At 32.4% G+C, this 20,143-nt stretch carries 16 protein-coding genes; 3 read left to right on the forward strand and 13 right to left on the reverse strand.

Features of this window, described 5'->3' with window-relative positions; genetic code table 11:
* Nucleotides 1–463: 463 nt before the first annotated feature.
* From CLRAG_RS03090 to CLRAG_RS03110, 5 genes are all read right to left on the reverse strand, one after another.
* The gene (locus tag CLRAG_RS03090) at nt 464–1,726 is read right to left on the reverse strand and encodes a multidrug effflux MFS transporter (protein WP_065077026.1); all 1,263 of its coding nucleotides are present in this window, start codon (nt 1,724–1,726) and stop codon (nt 464–466) included.
* Between the two features lie 359 nt (nt 1,727–2,085).
* Nucleotides 2,086–2,841 (reverse strand): type I methionyl aminopeptidase, encoded by a 756-nt coding sequence (gene map, locus CLRAG_RS03095; RefSeq protein ID WP_065077027.1) that lies wholly within the window; start codon nt 2,839–2,841, stop codon nt 2,086–2,088.
* Nucleotides 2,842–3,171: 330 nt separating this feature from the next.
* The gene (locus CLRAG_RS03100) at nt 3,172–4,062 is read right to left on the reverse strand and encodes a YitT family protein (protein WP_065077028.1); all 891 of its coding nucleotides are present in this window, start codon (nt 4,060–4,062) and stop codon (nt 3,172–3,174) included.
* Between the two features lie 82 nt (nt 4,063–4,144).
* On the reverse strand, nt 4,145–4,309 hold the full coding sequence (locus tag CLRAG_RS03105) for a zinc-ribbon domain-containing protein (RefSeq protein ID WP_013240204.1): 165 nt from the start codon (nt 4,307–4,309) through the stop codon (nt 4,145–4,147).
* A gap of 163 nt (nt 4,310–4,472) precedes the next feature.
* Complete coding sequence (locus CLRAG_RS03110) at nt 4,473–6,230, reverse strand: GGDEF domain-containing protein (protein WP_065077029.1); 1,758 nt, start codon at nt 6,228–6,230, stop codon at nt 4,473–4,475.
* Between the two features lie 227 nt (nt 6,231–6,457).
* Here CLRAG_RS03110 and CLRAG_RS03115 point away from each other — a divergent pair, with 227 nt between their 5' ends.
* Both CLRAG_RS03115 and CLRAG_RS03120 read left to right on the forward strand, forming a co-directional pair.
* Nucleotides 6,458–7,720 carry an Nramp family divalent metal transporter gene (locus CLRAG_RS03115; RefSeq protein WP_065077030.1) on the forward strand — a complete coding sequence of 421 codons (1,263 nt, stop codon included), beginning with the start codon at nt 6,458–6,460 and terminating at the stop codon, nt 7,718–7,720.
* Nucleotides 7,721–7,791: 71 nt separating this feature from the next.
* Nucleotides 7,792–8,433, forward strand: coding sequence for a TetR/AcrR family transcriptional regulator (locus CLRAG_RS03120; protein ID WP_065077031.1), 642 nt, complete (start codon nt 7,792–7,794; stop codon nt 8,431–8,433).
* A 47-nt stretch (nt 8,434–8,480) separates the two neighbouring features.
* Here CLRAG_RS03120 and preA read toward each other — a convergent pair whose 3' ends face one another.
* The 8 genes from preA to CLRAG_RS03160 all read right to left on the reverse strand — a co-directional run bounded on the left by preA (nt 8,481) and on the right by CLRAG_RS03160 (nt 18,247).
* The gene (gene preA, locus CLRAG_RS03125; protein WP_065077032.1) at nt 8,481–9,707 is read right to left on the reverse strand and encodes an NAD-dependent dihydropyrimidine dehydrogenase subunit PreA; all 1,227 of its coding nucleotides are present in this window, start codon (nt 9,705–9,707) and stop codon (nt 8,481–8,483) included.
* A 1-nt stretch (nt 9,708) separates the two neighbouring features.
* A complete protein-coding gene (locus tag CLRAG_RS03130; protein WP_065077062.1) occupies nt 9,709–10,038 on the reverse strand; it encodes a hypothetical protein in 330 nt (109 codons plus the stop codon).
* Between the two features lie 41 nt (nt 10,039–10,079).
* Nucleotides 10,080–11,447 carry a dihydropyrimidinase gene (gene hydA, locus CLRAG_RS03135; RefSeq protein WP_065077033.1) on the reverse strand — a complete coding sequence of 456 codons (1,368 nt, stop codon included), beginning with the start codon at nt 11,445–11,447 and terminating at the stop codon, nt 10,080–10,082.
* Nucleotides 11,448–11,469: 22 nt separating this feature from the next.
* Entirely contained in the window at nt 11,470–12,975 is a 1,506-nt protein-coding gene (locus CLRAG_RS03140) for an NCS1 family nucleobase:cation symporter-1 (RefSeq protein WP_065077034.1), read from the reverse strand.
* Nucleotides 12,976–13,014: 39 nt separating this feature from the next.
* Nucleotides 13,015–14,241 (reverse strand): Zn-dependent hydrolase, encoded by a 1,227-nt coding sequence (locus CLRAG_RS03145; RefSeq protein ID WP_065077063.1) that lies wholly within the window; start codon nt 14,239–14,241, stop codon nt 13,015–13,017.
* Nucleotides 14,242–14,347: 106 nt separating this feature from the next.
* On the reverse strand, nt 14,348–15,715 hold the full coding sequence (locus CLRAG_RS03150; RefSeq protein WP_065077035.1) for an aminotransferase class III-fold pyridoxal phosphate-dependent enzyme: 1,368 nt from the start codon (nt 15,713–15,715) through the stop codon (nt 14,348–14,350).
* Nucleotides 15,716–15,727: 12 nt separating this feature from the next.
* The gene (locus CLRAG_RS03155) at nt 15,728–16,873 is read right to left on the reverse strand and encodes an iron-containing alcohol dehydrogenase (protein ID WP_065077036.1); all 1,146 of its coding nucleotides are present in this window, start codon (nt 16,871–16,873) and stop codon (nt 15,728–15,730) included.
* Nucleotides 16,874–17,041: 168 nt separating this feature from the next.
* Nucleotides 17,042–18,247, reverse strand: a complete 1,206-nt coding sequence (locus CLRAG_RS03160; RefSeq protein ID WP_065077037.1) for a PucR family transcriptional regulator — start codon at nt 18,245–18,247, stop codon at nt 17,042–17,044.
* 317 nt (nt 18,248–18,564) lie between these two features.
* Between CLRAG_RS03160 and CLRAG_RS03165 the strand changes: the two genes are divergently transcribed.
* Nucleotides 18,565–20,142, forward strand: coding sequence for a spore germination protein (locus tag CLRAG_RS03165; RefSeq protein WP_065077038.1), 1,578 nt, complete (start codon nt 18,565–18,567; stop codon nt 20,140–20,142).
* The last annotated feature ends 1 nt before the right edge of the window (nt 20,143 follow it).

A 20,143-nucleotide genomic window follows, 5' to 3' on the forward strand; every position in this document is an offset into this window, starting at 1 on the left:
CTTATTTGATTTACAAATAGTTATAGAATCAACTATAATATATTTTTATACATGCTTTCTAGATTAAAAGTTATCTTATATCAAATCACATAATAGCAAGTTTGAATAGGAATCCCTATAGTGTCACTTTGAAAAATAAACATATATGTAATAATTTAAATTTTATGCTTAACATAGTATGACAACTGTTTTAATTTATACTCAAATACAGATTCTATAACTTAAAATAGGCTTATACGCAGGCATATTTTTACAATAAACAAGTACATTTAAAAACTTTGTATATAAGTCTTAGTGGAAAATTTATAAAAAACTTAGGCCTTTTGAATTGTCTGAGGTATGAGTTTTCAAAAGGCCTTATGTTTTTATAAATTTTCTGCTTAGACTTATCAAAGTATTTAATCGTACTTGTGATTGTAAAAAATATCCGGAGTATAAACTCATTTTTATTTAGAAAATATCTTTATTTTGCTACATCATAATGTTCCATATCTATTTCAGAGAAATGTCTTATATATGGTTTTTTATAAGCTAGTTTCCATGCAACTCCACAAATTAGTCCTATTACAGCATTTACAGCCCCTATTACAAAAACTTGATTGGACCAATTAAATGAAACAATAACCATGCCTACACTTCCCATAATCATTGCAAATCCACCTATAAGTGAGGATGCTGAACCTGTATCTTCCTGCTGCTGCTCAAGCATCAAATTAGTACTTGGCGGACGCATGCAGCATGATGCTATAGTAGAAGGCAAGAGAGCTAATGCAAATACCCAAGGTTTGCTATTGTCAAATATACAAATTAATATACCGCTAGCTATCATTACAATAAAGCAAATATCAATGATAGATTCACGTTTAAAACGACCTACAAGCTTAAGATAAAGAAACGGACCAAATAACATTCCCACTGCATTTAAAGTAAAATAATAACTGTACACTTCGCTTGTAAGTTTAAAACCATCTTGATATATATAAGATGAGGCAGATATAAAGGCCATACATGCTATATTTACTACAGAAAATATAATTAACATAGAAAAAAATCCTGGATTTTTAAGTACTACGCCTAACCTTCCTAATGTCTGCATTACTGTACCTTTATTGTAATTTGTTAAAGTTTCATTTAGCAATATAGATCCTACTAGAGATGCTAATCCTATGAGGGTAAGACCTACGAATATTTCTCTCCATGAAGTCACTTTTAAAATCCATGAACCTAAAACTGGGGCTACAGCTGGAGAAATTACTGTCATAGATTGAACAATAGATAAAACCGATTCACGTTTTTTGCCACTGTAAACATCTTTAACAATAGCTGTAGCCACTGCACTAGCTGCACTTCCTCCAACAGCTTGAATAATTCTAGAAAATATTAAAAAGGTCATATTTGGAGCAAATACACACATTACACTTCCTATTGAATAAAATACAAGGCCCATAATAAGTACTGGTTTACGTCCGTATTTATCACTTAAAGGTCCAAAAACAAGCATGCCTATGCTAAAAAATACAAAAAACATTATGAGCGTAAGGTTAGTAACAACCTGCGATACATGGAAATATTCAGACATCATAGGCAGGGCTGGAAGATAAAGATCCGTAGATAAAGGCACAAATGCACTTAATAAGGAAATAAGAATTATAAGGCCTTTATTTCCTAGATATTTTTGTTTTACTTCATCATTTTTAGATAACTTTGACATATCACTTTTTACCATAAATACCTTCCTTTCAAATTTATATATTAACGTATAAAAATAAGCCCTACGGGCTATTATGTCAATCTATATATGTCATTTATCATATATAGTAAATCATAACATAATTCATAATATGAAATATTCAATTCACAAGAAACGATGATTTTCTGTTGTCACAAAAAATCTAAAAATTTAATATTCATACTAACTAGTTTTTAGATTTTTCACAACATTAGTGAAGAAAAACCTACTAAAACTGTGAATTGCAAATTGTGAATTAATTTGAGTTCCACTATTTTCTAATTATTAAAAATATATAGCCGTGAATAATGTCATGTACTGCTGATACTTATCCACGGCTGCTTCATTTCTACTTTTTAAATGCTGTCTTGATCAGTTAAAATAATAGGTCCATTTTTCGTTATAGCAAGAGTATGTTCATACTGTGCTGAAAGACTTCCATCTGCAGTACGTGCTGTCCAATCATTACTATCTACTACAGTTGAATAAGTACCTATATCTATCATAGGTTCTATAGTAATTACCATACCCTCTCTAAGTTTAAGTCCTCTTCCCGGCTTACCATAATGTGGTACACATACATCGTCATGCATTACTTTTCCTATGCCATGTCCTGTATAATCTCTTACTACTGAATATCCTAGTGGCTCTGCATAGCTTTGTATTTCGTGTCCTATGTCACCTATTCTATTTCCAACAACAGCTTTCTTTATACCTCTGTAAAGACATTCTTTTGTAACCTTCATAAGGTCCTCGGCTTCCTTAGATATATTTCCTACTGCATAGGACCATGCAGAATCAGCCAACCATCCATTTAAATTTACAACCATATCTATAGTTACAATGTCCCCCTCTTTTAAAGGTTTGTTGCTTGGAAATCCATGACATATCTCATCATTTACTGAAGCACAGGTAGCATATGGAAAACCCATATAACCTTTTTGCTCAGGGGTTGCCCCATTTTCTTTTAAATATTTCTCCGTAAAAGCATCTATTTCCATAGTAGTTATACCTGGCTTAATCATTTTTCTAATTTCTTTGTGACACGATGCTAGTATCTTCCCTGCTGCAGCCATATATCCTATTTCTTTTTCAGTTTTTATATCTATCAAATTTCTCGCCTCTATCTTAAAATTTATCCATACCTATTTCTATTTTAACATATTAATCTACAAAAAACCGTTGTCAATTATTAATTATTATATACTACAGTTTACATATTTTCTACAGTTTTGTATTATAAACTTTGAAAATAATTAACTATAAATTTATCCGATGGCTACCATCCGTAACACTCCCATCCTCTTTAGGTGGGAGATAACGGCTGATACACCCCTGGATAAGTTCTTCTAAGACTCAGATGGAGAGAGGTATTTCTCATAAGCAAACCCCACCTTAGTCTAAGAATCACTTGATATCACGTCTATTTACCAAATCATTACTCATATTTTTTTGTTCTTAACTCCACTATATAATTTAAATCCCTGCCCTAAAACTTCATGGGTATCACTTATTATTATAAATGAGTCTTTATCGATATTTTTTATGAAAGTTTTAAATCTGTTCAATTCTGATTGATCCATAACCACCATTAAAACTGTACGTTTTTCCTCAGTATAACCACCAAAGCCAGACAGCACGGTAACACCTCTGTTTAAATCCTCTAATACAGCTTTTTTAATTAGTTGTGATTTATCAGAAATTACAAAGGCAACTTTTGATCCACTAAATCCTAACTGCATTAAATCAATAGCCTTACTAGTTATATATATGGATATAATCGCATAAAGTGCCTTTTCTGCACCAAATACAAAACCAGCAGCAATAATTACAGAGCCATCTATTAATCCTTGAGAGTTTCCTATGCTCAAGGCCGTATATTTATTGGCAATACTAGCTATTATTGAAGTTCCTCCTGTAGATCCATCACTTTTAAAAACTAAGCCAAGTCCTATACCTGATAGTACTCCCCCATATATAGCACCTAAAAGAGGATTTAATGTCAAAGCATGAAAATGTGTTGTAAAAAGTATGCATAAAGGTAAAACCAAAGAACCAAATACAGTTCTCGTTGCAAATTTTTTCCCCATAAAAAATAGTCCTACAAAAATCAGTGGAATATTTGCACACCATTGTGTAATGGCAGGCTCTACATTAAATACATGCTGTACTAATATAGATATTCCAACCGTCCCCCCAGAAGCTATTTCATTGGGCTTTAAAAATAGATTAAATCCAAAGGCTACTATTATACACCCTATCATCATTTGTAAATACTGTTTTATATATTGATACATAGTACTTTTATTAGTCCAAACATTGTCGTTTGTCATTTCCAATTTCCTTTCCGTAAAAATCATCTAAACTTTTAAAAGCCCTATAGCATAAAACTATAGGGCTTTAATAAACACTTTATTATCTTCTGAATCCTCTGTTGTTCTGTTGTTTTCTTTTTCTTCTACAATCAGGACATCTCTGAGGTTCATTTTCAAAACCTTTTTCTTTATAAAATTCTTGTTCGCCTTCAGTGAATACGAATTCTTCTCCACAGTCTTTGCAAACTATAGTTTTATCTGCCATTTAAACATACCTCCTTTTCCAAAAATCAAGATCTAAAACGATTCACAAATATATTTCTAAAAGAGATATGTTGTTCATCCAATCAAATCTAAGCATCAGTTATCACTAATACTTATTCAGTGTATCATACTAGTATTTAATTTGCAATATAATTGAACTCATTTTAATAAACTTCATCAATTACATAGCCGCTCCTATTCTTATTTCTTTTGGCCTGTTTTTTTAAAGTGCTCATATATTCACCAATTTCATCTACATCTTTAAATCTATTGACATTTCCATACATTCCTCCAAATGCAATTGATGTAAGTGGAAAAATATCTTTATTACCTTTTCGATCAAAAGATTCTATGTAATTATTTTCTTTATCTCTTTCATTAAAAAAATTAAGTATTTTCAAATCAAATTCCTGGATCATCTCTTCACATAATTTATAACATTTAGCAGCAGTATCTTCTATTATGCACACAAAGTCATCTCCTCCTAAATGTCCTATAAAACTATTGTATGGAAAAGACTCCTTAATTTTATTTTCTAAAAAAATTGAAGTAAATTTTAACACCTTATCTCCATTTTCAAAACCATAGGTATCATTATATACTTTAAAATTATTTAAATCAGCATAAAGAAGTAAAAAATTATTTTTATAGCCAATCATATCTTTAAGAGTTTTATTTATAATAGCATTACCCGGTAGTCCAGTCAAAGGATTGAGATTTTTTGCATAATTTTTTTCAAATTCCACTGTATATTCAAGTAAGCATTTAACTGTTACAATTCCACAATATTTGCTATTCTTTGTAACTATTACATAATCATAAATCTTACTATTTTCTCTTGTCATTGCAGTTTTTGATACTTCACTTATAGAATCATAATAGTCTACTATAAGAGGTGAACAATCCATAATTAAGGATATAGGTCTTTTTAAGAACACTGAGATTCCATATTTTGTAGCAAGCATAGAATCAAGATTGTGTTTCATAATTAAACCCGTTGGAAAATCTTCATTTACTATACATACTCCTGTAACACTTGATTGTTCAAAAAATTTTTTTATATTTTCACTTTTAGTTGATACCAAAAATGTTTTATTTTCTTGGGCAATATCTCCAATATAACTTTTTTCAAATTTAACTTTGTTATCAGATATTTTATTATAATCAGCTATTTTTTCTCTTACATTTTGAGGAATATCTAAAAATGTTCCTGCTGGTCTTTGAAGAAAATATCCCTGTCCAGCACAAACACCTATTTTAATTAAGGTTAAAAGTTCTTCTTCCGTTTCAATTCCTTCTGCAATAAGTTTCATATTAGTAGATCTGGCTAAAGTTACAAATGTTTTCATAAGTTCCTGTTTAAATAAATCTTTATCTACATTTTTTATGAGAGAAATATCAATTTTAATATAATGAGGTTTTGTTTCCATTAAAGTTTTAAGTCCTGAATAACCTGCCCCTGTATCATCAATTGCAATTTTATATCCCTGATTAGTATAATTTTCAAGAGCAGTTTTAAAACTTTTATAATCTTCTATAGCAGTTTTCTCCGTAATTTCAAAAATAATTAAGTCTGGAGACATATTGTGTTTCTCTAAAAAATCCTTTGTAAACCCACTTTTAAATCTTTCATCTCTAAATATTTTAGGATCTACATTTATAAATAGTAACTTATTTTTATCAATTGAATTTGCCTTTTCAATGGCTTTTACCCTACACAAAAATTCAAGTTCCCATGTTTTATTATACTTTTCTGCAGCCGAAAAAAGTTTATCTGGAAAATACAAAGGTGAACCTTCAGGTCCGCGGCTAAGTGCTTCATATCCTATAACAAAACCATTTTTCAAAGAAACGATAGGCTGAAAAACAGTATTGATACTTTTTTCTGCTAATATTTTCTCAAGTTCATTCTCTATGCTCATTTAACACACCTCATTAATTTGACTTCAAAAAAAGTATACATTTTGCAAGTTAACTATATGTTATCTATACCATAACAGTTTGTTAAAAACGTTAAGTCCTAGTTACTAAATAACCCTATTTCCCATGTGCATCAGTAACACTTTTAACCTACATTACATATTTTACAGTAGTGAAAGAACTTTAGCCTAGACTAACAAATTTTTTATAAAGAAGGTAATTTTAGAATATGGAAAACGAGTTAAATGTATTAAAGAAAAATAGAGGAATACTTAGAAAAAGTCGTGAATTATCCAAATTTTTAGGGCCTGCTTTTATAGTAAGCGTGGCTTATATAGATCCTGGAAATTTTGCTACAAATATAAGTGCTGGCTCCCAATTTAACTATACTCTCCTATGGGTAATCCTGTGGAGCAATATAATGGCCATCTTCCTCCAGTCCATGTCTGCAAAGCTAGGCATTGCCACAGGACACAACCTACCTGAAATGTGTGGAATGATTTTTTCAAAAAAAACCAATTGGTTTTTATGGATTTGTGCCGAACTTGCTGCTATGGCAACAGATTTAGCAGAATTTCTAGGCGGCACCCTTGGATTGTATCTACTATTTAAGATTCCTATGATTTATGCAGGCCTTCTCACTGGATTAGCAACTTATATTATTGTATATATGGAGAAATATGGTCAAAAGATAATAGAAGCAATAATCACCACATTGGTAACTGTTATATGCATTGCATATTCTATGGAATTATTTATAGCTAAACCTGATTGGACATCTGTTGGGATACATACCCTTGTTCCCATACTGCCAAACGGAAGTGCTGTATTGATAGCTGTAAGTATGCTAGGAGCTACTGTTATGCCCCACGTTATATATCTGCATTCTCAATTGGTTCAAAGTCGTAATCATAAAAATGACAGCATAAAAACTAAACTTGGTCACTTAAAAATGGAGAGAATTGATATAATAATTGCCATGAACATTGCATTTATCGTAAATGCAGCAATGTTAATAGTTTCAGCTGCAGTATTTTATAAAAATGGAATGGCTGTAGACTCCATCGAACAGGCACATAAATCTCTAGAACCACTAGTAGGTTCCTTATCCAGTGGAATTTTTGGCATAGCCTTAATTGCATCTGGATTGTCTTCATCTGCAGTAGGAACATTAGCAGGACAGACTATTATGAAAGGTTTTGTGAATTTAAATATACCACTTAATGTTAGAAGACTTATAACTATGACACCTGCAATGGTTATTATATGTCTCGGAATGAATCCAATGAAAGCTTTAGTGCTAAGCCAGGTTGCATTAAGCTTTGCCCTCCCCCTTGCAATAATACCTATGCTGCTTATAACCAGTCGAAAAGATCTTATGGGGCACCTTGCCAATAAGCCTCTTACAAAAACTGTGGGATGGATTATAACCTGTGTAATAATAGGATTAAATGCTTTACTCATATGTTTAACTTTTACAGGCAATGTTTAATACAACATTGCCTATATGATCTGCAAAGGTTATAATTACCTTAAATATATCAATTTGAAAGGAAGATAACGTTGGATAAAGAAAAATATCATCATGGCAATTTGAAAGAAGAAATGATAAAAAAGGGAATTGAACTTCTAAACAATAGTGGATATGAAGATTTTTCTTTAAGAAAAGTAGCTAAAATGTGCAGCGTGAGCCATACCGCACCCTATAAACATTTTAAAAATAAAGATGAACTCATTTCTGCAATCATTATGGAAGTATCAAAAAGCTTTGAAAACTCTTTGAATGAAATTGTAAACAAATATCCTTCCGATCCAAAAAAACAACTTGTTGAACTCGGAAAACAATATGTAAAATTTATGATTGAAAATCCAGATTATTTTAAATTTATTTTCTTAAGCGATTTTAGTAAACCTGTAAATATAAGCAAAGATAATACTTCATCCTATGAAGGTGGAGCCTTTCAAGTATTTAAAGCAAGTGCCATTAATTACCTAAAATCTGTATATAAAAATACTACAGAAGAAAAGGATCTATCTTTAGATATATTAACTATGTGGAGTGTGGTACACGGTATTTCTGTATTACTATTAAATAATAGTATAAAATACGATGGAGATTACATTGATTTAGTTGATAAAATGTTGAATGAAAAAATAATAAAAATATATAATACTATTAAATTGCCCTGTAACTCTTGCAAATAAGATAAGGCTATAAGCTAACATACTCATAGTCTTACTTATTTAAATTTCTAAGCTAATTGCTTAACTTTTTTTATAGTTTTAATTACTTTCTTACCACTTAGTATATCTCCAGTAGGACATACATTTGCACATAAATGACATCCCTCGCATTTATCTTCAATAAGCTGTGGTTTTCTAAATTCATAGTTCCATTTTATAGCTTGATGCCCTCCATCAAAACAAGATATATAACATCTTCCACATCCAACACAATTGTGATCTCTAAATTCAGGATAAATTATATAATCCCTTTCAAGTTCGTCTGCATTCACTACATTTTTAACTGCCAGTCCCACTAAGTCTTCTACTTTTTCAAATTTTTTGTCTTCCATATAATAGGACAATCCACTTATCAAATCCCTTATTATTCTATATCCATATTGCATAACAGCTGTAGTAATTTGAATATTAGATGCTCCTAGCAGTAAAAATTCTACTGCATCTTCCCAAGTTTCTATTCCACCTATTCCACTTATAGGAATTCCTTTTAGCTTTTCACTCTTAGCCAGGTCACTTATAAATCTAAGAGCTATAGGCTTGATTGCCTTTCCTGAGTATCCAGATATAGCTGATTTACCATTTATTATTGGATAAGGTGAAAACTTATCCAAATCAATCCTGGTTATACTTTTTACAGTGTTTATAGCAGCTATTCCATCTGCGCCACCATGTATTGAAGCTGCTGCAGGGATTACCATATTTCCTATATTGGGAGTCATCTTAGCAAGTACAGGAAGTGAAGTTCCTCTTCTTACAGATCTGCAGTATTTCTCTACAAGTTCAGGATTTTGACCTACATCTGAACCCATAGATTCTTCAGCCATCTGAGGACATGAAAAGTTACATTCAATTATATCTGCTCCTGCTTTTGTAACTAACTCTGCGAGTGTAGTCCACTGCTGTTCATTTTCTCCCATAATGGATGCAACAATAACTTTATCTTTAAATTTTCTCTTCAATTTACTTATACATTCCAGATTATATTCTAAAGGATGCTCTGATATCTGCTCCAAATTTTTAAATCCTATAAAAGGAGTATTCTCTTTGGCTATTACATCAAACCTAGGAGATACCTCATCTGCAACATAAAAACCTATAGTCTTAAATACCACACCAGCCCAGCCCATGTTTAGGGCTTTAGCGCACATTTCAAAGTTATTGCTGATTACAGAAGAGGACAAGAAAAATGGATTTTCGCACTTTATACCACAAAACTCTATAGAAAGGTCCCTCATTTTAAATTACCTCCTCCACTTTTAAGCTCTCTTCATGAAGAAATTTGTGTATCATCCTTATCTTTATGGGCCTATCTATTTTTCCCCTTATACAATTTCTCTGACAATACATCTTATTATTGCATGCAAGACCACATTCACCAGATTTATCTAAGTCATCCATAAACTTATGACACGCTCCTTTATAATTTTTAAATCTTAGAGACATTATAATGTCTGCTGCATTTTTTCCTCCCGGGCATGCTTTGCTGCAAGGTGGATCATAACATAAAAGACATCTAGAAACTTCTTCTATTATCTGACTAAATCTCATATCATTTTTCTTTTCCATATTAAGTCCTCCTATTAGGGCATTTGAAAGAAAATGCCTAATTACCTCTTTATCTTTCTCTTTAAGAATTTTCCCCAACCAGGTTTTCCTACAAATTCTCCATCTTTAAATACAAGCTTTCCTCTTGATAAAGTCATAACTGGATATCCTTTCAATTTAACTCCTTCCCATATGGTATAATCTACATCAGAATGCATATTATCCTTTGAAATTGTAAATTCCTTTTTAGGATCATAGATTACAATATCAGCATCTTTTCCTACTACAATACTACCCTTTTGATTATCACATCCAAATATCTTTGCAGGGTTTGCACTGCAAACTTCTACTGCCTTGTTAAAGGAAATTATTCCTTTATTTGCCTCATTCAACATATATGGATACATATTTTCTATGCCCATACATCCATTTGGTATCTTTGTAAAATCATCTTTTCCCCAATCTTTTTCAGAGCTTTGAAATGGACAATGATCTGTAGCTATGGTAGAAATATCACCTGTTTTTATGCCTTCCCACAGGGCATCTAAACTTTCTTTTCCTTTCATTGGTGGGGAACATACAAAATTTCTGCCGTCTTCTCTCTTGTAAACTTCACTTGTAAAATATAAATATTGAGGACAAGTTTCTGCATATATTTCATAGCCTTCATCTTTTGCTTTCTTTACTTCTTCCATGCCTTCTTTGTTTGCAAGATGTACTATATAAAGGGGAGCATTTAGTGACTTTGCCCAGTGTATTGCCCTCTTATCTGCCTCTGCCTCTACAAATTCAGGTCTTGACATATAGTGATACCAAGCAGAAGTTTTTCCTTCTTTCAGATATTTCTCCGTTCTTATGTCTATTAAATCCGGGTTTTCTGCATGCACTGAAATAAGTGCTCCTGTTTCTTTGGATTTTTCAAGCACCTGGCAAAGTACTCCATCATCTGCCATAAGTCCTTCCTTTTTATATACCATATACACTTTAAAGCTGGGCAGTCCGTAATCTACTGCAGCTTGAAATTCATCTAAAATTTCTGGTCTCAAATCAGATATAACTACGTGAAATGCATAATCAACACAAGCTTGTGGTGCACAGAGTTCATCTCTTTCTCTAGCCGTTTGAATTATGCCGTGACCTTTCTGCTGCAGTGCAAAATCAAAAACTGTCGTTGTACCTCCACAGGCAGCAGCTCTCGTTCCTGCCTCATAGCTATCTGCAGATATGGTGCCCCCAAATGGCATTTCAAGATGTGTATGTGCATCTATTGCCCCTGGTAATACATATTTTCCTTCTGCATCTATTATCTCTTCTCCACTATCCTCAATTTCTTTTCCTATGGCTACAATTTTTCCATTCTTTATACCTATATCTGCTTTATAAGTGTCTTTAGCCGTTATTATAACTCCGTTTTTTATAATCAAATCCATAATTATCACCTCATAAAATAATCTAAAAGCTTTGTTCTTCAAGTTCTTCAGGTTGGCTATTAATTTTACCTGAATTTTTAGATCCTGCACTTAATAAATAATAAACAGCAAATGAAACTCCAAAGCCTACAAACCAAGCATAATTTACTATTCCGCTCAAGCTGGGAACTATTTTACCTATAAGAGCTGCAAAAATTCCTAAAACAAGTGCAATAATTGCTTTTGGATTGAAACCTTTCTTATAAGTGTATAACCCTTTTATAAGATACAGATCTTTAAGATTTACCTTAGTCTTTTTTATAAGCCAGTAGTCACATATGATTATTGCAGCTACAGGTCCAAGTATTCCAGAATAAGTATCAAGCCATGTATACACATATCCACTAGGATCTGCTAAAAGCTTCCATGGCATTATGAGTATTCCTATAATACCTGTAATAAGTCCACCCATTTTAAAACTTATATGTTTCGGTGCTACATTTGAAAAATCATTTGCTGGTGAAACAATGTTTGCAGCAATATTAACAGAAAGAGAAGCAACTACTATACCAAAGAAACCAACTAACATTGCAAAAGGATTTGAAAATTTTGATATTATATCTACCGGGCTCCACATGCTTTTGCCAAATATTACTGCAGTAGCAGAAGTTATTATTATACCCATAGCGGAAAATACTGTCATAGTTATAGGAAGTCCTAAAGATTGTCCTATTAACTGTTCTTTTTGCCCTTTTGCATATCTTGTGAAATCTGGTATATTCAAAGACAGTGTTGCCCAAAATCCTACCATACTGGTAAGTGAAGCAGGAAATACTTTCATAAAGTCATTCATAGTATGCAATTTCCCCGTTGAACTTAAAAGTGGTCCAAAGCCATGAGCAGATTTAACTGACCAAGCCATCAAAATAAGAGCTAAAACCATAACCAGAGGAGCTGCCCAGTTTTCAAATCTTTTCAGCTGCTCCATGCCTTTAAATATAACAAACATCTCAAGGCCCCAGAATATCATAAATGTTATACCAGACGGCAAACTAAGTCCTGCTATTTGAAAACTTCCCCCAAGAGTTTTCCATCCTGGAATTATAGCTGAAAACAATACATTCAATGCACTTCCACCTATATAAGTATTTATTCCAAACCACCCGCAGGCAACAACTGCCCTTAAAATTGCAGGTATATTTGCGCCAAATACCCCAAAGGATAACCTTGAAAACACTGGAAAGTTAATTCCATATTTAGTACCTGGATGGGCATTCAATAAAATTGGTACTAAAACTATCAGATTTCCAAGAGTAATTGTAAACAATGCCTGCTTCCAGCTCATTCCCAGTGATATCAAGCTTCCTGCTAACATATAGGTAGGTATACAGTGAGCCATTCCAATCCAGAGAGCAGTGAAATTATAGGTATTCCAGGTTCTTTCCTTAACTGGAACTGGTGCGTTATCGCCATTGTACAGTTTACTTTCCGTAACAGTTGTGTCGGATTGATCTAATTCATATATTTCTTTTTCTACTGGCTGTTCCATATAGATCCCCTCTTTCTTTTAATAGACTTATAATCAAATTTACATCTTATCGATGTCTAGTATAGTTTGAAGCAGTACATTGGCACCTTTTACACAATTATCCAGAGGAGTTTTTTCTATTTCACAGTGGCTGTGTCCCCCAATACTTGGAACAAATATCATAGTTACAGGAAGCATATCAGCTGCAAATTGAGAATCATGTCCAGGACCGCTGTACATTCTCATATTGGAGTATCCATAAAGATTTGCATTTTTTTCAACCAGATTTACTAATTCTTTATTAAAACTGACAGTTTTACGTGCCCACAACTCCTCATAGCTAACTTTGCAGCTTGCAAGTTCAGATGGAATGTTCTTAATTATATCAACTACCTGCTGTACTACTTTTGGATCTTGATGTCTTGCATCCAAAGTAAATTTAACATCATCTGGTATAATTGTATGAACATTTGGTGAGCAGTTAATTCTTCCAGTAGTATAAACTAACTTGCCATCAAGTTTATCCAGTTCCTTGTGAAGATATAAAATGCCTTCAGAAGCTGCCAAAAGAGCATCCTTTCTTAATTTTTGTGGAACAGTTCCTGCATGTCCAGCTTGACCTATAAATTCGAATTCATAGTTAACCATTCCAACAACGCCTTCTACAACTCCAATATCCTTTTTGGCAGCTTCAAGCACTGGTCCCTGTTCAATATGCAGTTCTAGAAGAGCCATATAGTCTTTAGGATTTATTCTCTTTTTTTCATCACCCTTATATCCACTTGCATCCAAAGCTTCACCAAAAGTTACGCCTTCTGGGTCCTTTGATGCCAGCATCTTTTCTTTATCAAACTTACCAGTAACAACACCAGATGACATCATAGCAGGATCAAAACGTGCTCCTTCTTCGTTAGTCCATATCATAACCGTAATTGGATGGCGGTGAGGAATGTTTTCCCTAGCTATAGTTTCAGCTGCTTCCATTGCAGTCATTACTCCTAAAATTCCATCATAATTTCCACCTTGTACTACTGAATCACAATGAGATCCCATTGCAATATGGGGTAGATCTTCCAGTCCTTTGAAAGTAGCATACATATTTCCCATATCATCTGTTACAATATCTGCACCTAGTGATTTCATTCTCTTTGTGAACTCTGCTCTTGCTTGAAGAGCCGCTTCTGATAGAGATAACCTTGTTATTCCACCATGTCCTGTAGCACCAAATTTACTAAAAGTAGTGATTTTATCTTCCATTCTTTCTTTATCACAACTAACTTTTTTCATATCTTTTACTTCCATAATCAATATCTCCTTTACATTTTTTTTAATTGGTTTATAATATAATTGGTTAATTAATTTTGAGTGTCCTATTTTTGCAGAAAAGGGACGCTTATTTTTTTAATTTTTTTACAAATTCATCTATGGAATACATAACCTTATCAAAAATATCCATAGCTTCTTCCAATTCTTCTTTATTTATAATAAGTGGAGGTGCTACCATCAAGCAGCTCTCATGAGAATAAGTTGAAAATCCTGCCTCTTTTAACATCCCAACTATCTTTGACATTATTCCATCTGGATCTTTTCCATAAGGCACTAGAGCCTCTCTAGTTTCTCTATCTTTTACCAGTTCTACTGCTGAAAACAATCCTATATATCTAACATCTCCTACACTCGAATGCTTTTTCTTTATTTCCTCTAATTTTTGTCCTAAAATTACCCCCATCTTCTTAGAATTTTCTATTAGATTTTCTTCATCATATACATCTAATGTTGCGCAGCCTGCAGCACAAGCTAGTGGATGTGCATTGTATGTTAGTCCACACATAAGTACATTATCATCAAAAAACTTCGCTATTTTCTCACTCACAATTACTCCTCCAAGAGGTACATATCCACAGGTAATTCCTTTTGCAAATGTGATAATATCTGGTTTTACATCCCAATTATTGCAGGCAAACCATTCTCCAGTTCTTCCCCATCCAGCCATAACTTCATCACAAACCATAACTATTCCAAATTCATCACATAGATTTCTTATTCCTTGGAGATAACCTTCAGGTGGTATGATTACACCATTGCTGCCAGTTACACTTTCAACAACAATAGCTGCTACTTTATCCGTACCCTCATATATAAGCTGCTCTCTAAGTTTGCTTAAATAAAATTTTGCAGCTTCTTTTTCACTTTCAAATCTTACTTTTTCTCTGTAAATATAAGGATCAAAGAACTTTACAAATCCAGGTATTCCAGGTTCACAAGTATATCTTCTTGGCTCTCCACTTAAATTTGCAGCTCCAAAACTTGCTCCATGGTAAGAACGATATCTCGAAAATATCTTAAATCTTCCAGTAACCATCTTGGCTATTTTTATAGCATTTTCATTGGAATCTGATCCTCCTAATGTAAAGAATACTTTAGCCATATTATCTGGTGCCTTTTCTATTACCCTAGCAGCCAATTTTGCCCTTACATCTACAGCATATCCAGGTCCCATAAATGGCATTTTTTCTGCCTGCCTTTTTATAGCTTCTATTATCTTTTTATTTCCATGTCCTACATTTACATTAACTAATTGAGAGGACATATCAAAATACTTTTTTCCATCACTGTCCCAAAAATAAATTCCTTCGGCCTTTGTAATTACAAGGGGCTTTAGATTTTTCTGTGCACTCCAGGAATGCAAGTTGTACCTTTTATCATACTCTCTAATTTGATCAACCTCTAAATCTAACTCAGTATCTTCTAAAACTGCCATTTGAATTCCTCCTTAATATATCTTTTCATATATTTCTACTAACTGCTCTAGTGTAGGTTTTCTCGGATTAAGAGCTGTAGTTTTGCTTTCCATAGCATCTTCTGCCATCTTTCTAAAATTGTCTTTGTCTACACCAACTTCTTTAAGTGATACTGGAAGTCCTGTTTCCAAGAAAATAGACCTTATAGTATCTACTGCAATCAAGCTTGCCTCTCTTACAGATTTTCCTTCTACATTTTCTCCCATAGCTTCCGCTATAACTTTAAATCTTTCAGCACAAGAAGCTCTATTAAATTTCATAACCTCTGTAAGCAAAATTGCATTTGCCATTCCATGGGGAACTTTATAGTAAGCTCCTAAAGGTCTTGACATTGAATGAACAAGTGCTGTAGATGCATTGCTAAAAGCAAGTCCTGCATACATCTGTCCAAGCAACATTTTTTCTCTGGCTTCAATATCACCTTTAAGCACTGACCGTGAAATATTACTGCTTATAACATTTATTGCCTTTATTGCAAATGTATCTGACATTGGCTGTGCAGCCTTTGAAATATATGCCTCAATTGCATGAGTGAAAGCATCCATCCCTGTAGCTGCCGTAACTTGAGGCGGCATCATCATAGTCAAAAGTGGATCTAAAATTGCTATTTCAGGTATTATAAAGTTACTTGAAATAAGCATCTTTATCTTTCTTTCAGTATCTGTTATTATAGAAAACTTACTAACTTCACTTCCAGTTCCTGCTGTAGTAGGAACTGCTATAATAGGTATTCCATAAGTTTTAGGCTGAACTTTTTCATAATCTAAAATATCCCCTCCATTTCCTATAACCATACTTATGGCTTTGGCTGCATCCATAGCACTTCCTCCACCTAAGGCAACTATAAAATCTACTTTTTCTTCTTTTCCTACTTTCACTCCTTCCCTTACAGTAAAAACACTAGGATCTGATTCTACTTTATTAAATATAACAGGATCTATTCCCTGATCTTTTAAACTATAGTAAACTTTATCTAATGCACCTGTCTTTTTTGATGAATGTTTTCCTGTAACTATCATTGCCTTATTTCCAAACACCGCTGCTTCATTTCCAATGAAATTTGCGGTATTTTTTCCATACATTATTTTCTTGGGACTTTGAAAAACTGAATAATCCATAATTCCATCACCTTGCTTAGTTAATTTGTAATTTGTTAATTTAAGTGCTGTTTATTTAACTATTTATTAAATTTAATGTATACAATTTACCATATTTTCAACTTAATTAGTATGTCCACTATAAACAAATATATGGATAAATTTTTGTTCAACATATAGAAATTGAATTTAAATCAATCTTAAAAACACCCCAATTTTTATGCAAAGCATAATATTAAAGACAGCTTCATCATCCTTCAAATCACAGTTTAATATTTCCTCTATTCTGTTTATCCTATATTTTATAGTATTTCTATGGATGTAAAGTTTTTCTGCAGTTTTACCCAAGTTTCTATTCTCCTTTAAATATGCAATTAATGTTTTTACTAACACAGAGGAGTTTTTTTCATCATACATTTTAAGTTTAAGTAAACTTTCATCAAATAGTTTTTTCATCTCTGCATTAGTTTCTATATCAAAAAAAAGCCTAAATATGCCTAAGCTTTTATACCTTATAACACAATTTTTCTTTCTAAAAATCTTAGATAACTTTAATGCTTTCATTGCCTCTAGTATTACATATTTAAAATCTTCTAGATCACTGCAATCATCTCCTATTCCTATGCTTACAGTAATATCACACATTCTCTTTGATATTTCCTTTCGTATAGATTCTGCAATCCTGTCTATATTTTCTACACTGGAACATACCATAAAATAAAATGCATCACTTTGAACTGCATAAAAATATTTTTTATTATTTTCATCTAAAACGTATTCTACTATATCTTGTACACGGTTTTTTATATTTGCTATAATCTCTTCATCAACTATATTTTTTTTCTTTATATAAGAACTAAAGTTGTCAATATCAACTACCAAGCTGCAATATTTCTTTTCTCTTTTGTATCCATATAAAATTGCCCTGTCCAACATTTCCTCATCAATATTTATATCTTCAAAAATCACTTCTCGCATAAAATTATTCACAGATTCCTTATGTGCATTTCGTGCAAAAATAGCCCTACAGATAGTTTGAGTTACATCTATCAATTTAACCTCAAAAGGTAACTCAAATATAGGAAAATCTGCAGTATTTGCAAAATCTATAACTTCTTTAGGTGTCTCTTTTATATAAGGACCTATATTTATAACAAGACCAGATAAATTTCTAGAGGTAATATCTTTAATAAATTTAAGGAGAACTTCTGAATTATTTCCTATTGCTATACCAGTAATAAATAAAAGTTCTCCTCCTTTTACAAAATCACTAACATCAGGGACTTCTATTACATGTGCCCAGGTAATTCCCCTGTCTAAACCTCCCTTTCCAGCTACAACTTTCATTTTTTCAAGTCCTGGTAAATTCAATATATTTCTACAGGTAACAATCATATTTTCTATCCCTCTTTTATAATTTAATGTATATTTAATAAAAATATGCTAATATTTTTATTATTTATTTAAAATATACCTGTGTATAATTATAATATATTAATATTTTTTTGTAAAAGTACAAAAATGAAAATTGAATATTTTTACCTGTAATGCAGAGAATAAGCATAAACAGAGTTCTTGGCATGAGATGCTTAGAAATCGTTATCCAGGGACGTAGCTACTCTTTACTCGCACTTGGATAAGTGGGAGTATTAGAGCAGGTAGTCATCGGATAAATTATAAAATAATTTTTTCTAGGAGAGTGATCTTTAATTGTGAAGAAGTTTTTTAATTCTAAAAACACTTCAGATCCTATTTATGTGCAAAAGTTATCTGATGATAGATATAATTTGCCCTTAAATAAATCTCTTTCAAATAATTTAAACGTATTGCATGAATTATTTTCAAATTGTGCTGATGTTGTTTACCATAAATTTGTTATACATTCAATGAAATGTTCCTGCGTACTTATTTTTTTTAATGGACTTTCAGATATAAGGTCAATTAATGAAAGCATATTACCTTCTATCATGAATATTAAAGAAGTTACTGAAAATGATTTAAAATGTGATCATACTGTAGAAATAATTAAAAAATATTTTCTTCAAATTACAAAAATAGGTGAAGTATCAACTATTGGGCAAATTACAAATGCTCTCCTAAATGGAAATACTATACTTCTATTAGACGGTGATGATATGGCTTTAGAAGTGGTAACTCCTGGATGGAAAGAAAAAGACGTATCGGAAACTGATGTTGAAAAGATCATAAGAGGGCCAAATGAAGGATTTACACAAAATATTTCCATCAATATCTCACAACTCAGGAGAAAAATTAAATCTCCAGAGTTAAAAGTTGAAGATTTTATAATTGGAAAACAAACACAGACAAAAATAAGCATTTCCTATTTACAAGGAATAGTAGATAACCATATTGTTGAAGAATTAAAAGAAAGGATTGGAAAAATAAACATAGATTCCATTTTAGAAAGCGGCTATATAGAAGAACTGATAGAAGATACTCACTATACATTGTTTCCCCAAATTCAGCACAGCGAAAGGCCAGATAGAGTTGCCGCTGGAATTTTAGAAGGTAGAGTAGCTGTCTTAGTAGATGGCACTCCTTGTGTTTTAATACTTCCTGCTACCTTAATTCAATTTTTGCAAACTAGTGAGGATTATTATGAAAGATATACTACTACCATATTTGTACATTTCATAAGGTTAATTTTCTTTGTGCTTTCGCTGCTGCTTCCTGGATGTTTTGTTGCAATTATTTTATATCATAAAGAAATGATTCCTACACCTTTACTTATTAGCATTATGGGAGCTGCCCATGGAGTTCCTTTTCCTATTTTTATTGAAGCACTGTTAATGGAAACAGCTTTTGAAGCACTTAGAGAAGCAGGCATCCGTCTTCCTTCACCAGCTAACCAAACTGTAGGTATTGTTGGTGCCCTTGTCATAGGTGATGCAGCCGTTAGAGCTGGGGTTACTTCTCCTATTATGGTTATTGTTATAGCAATTACAGCTATAGCTTCTTTTAGCATTCCATCTTATGATATGGGCTACGCCATTCGTATTTTACGTTTTTCCATGCTGTGTTTAGGAGCATTTTTGGGGCTATATGGGATTTTATTAGGCATCATTATACTTTTAATCCATCTATCATCATTAAGTTCTTTTGGTGTAAATTATCTTTCTCCGCTAGCCCCCTTAAATTTAAAGGATTTGAAAGATACTTTAATAAGATTTCCCTGGCCTTATATGAAATGCAGACCTCACTTTGCCAATGCTAATAATCTACATCGGCAAAAATCATCATCAGAAAACAGCAAAGACGAGAAAGGATAAC

The sequence above is a fragment of the Clostridium ragsdalei P11 genome (assembly GCF_001675165.1).
Taxonomy (GTDB): Bacteria; Bacillota; Clostridia; order Clostridiales; family Clostridiaceae; genus Clostridium_B; species Clostridium_B ragsdalei.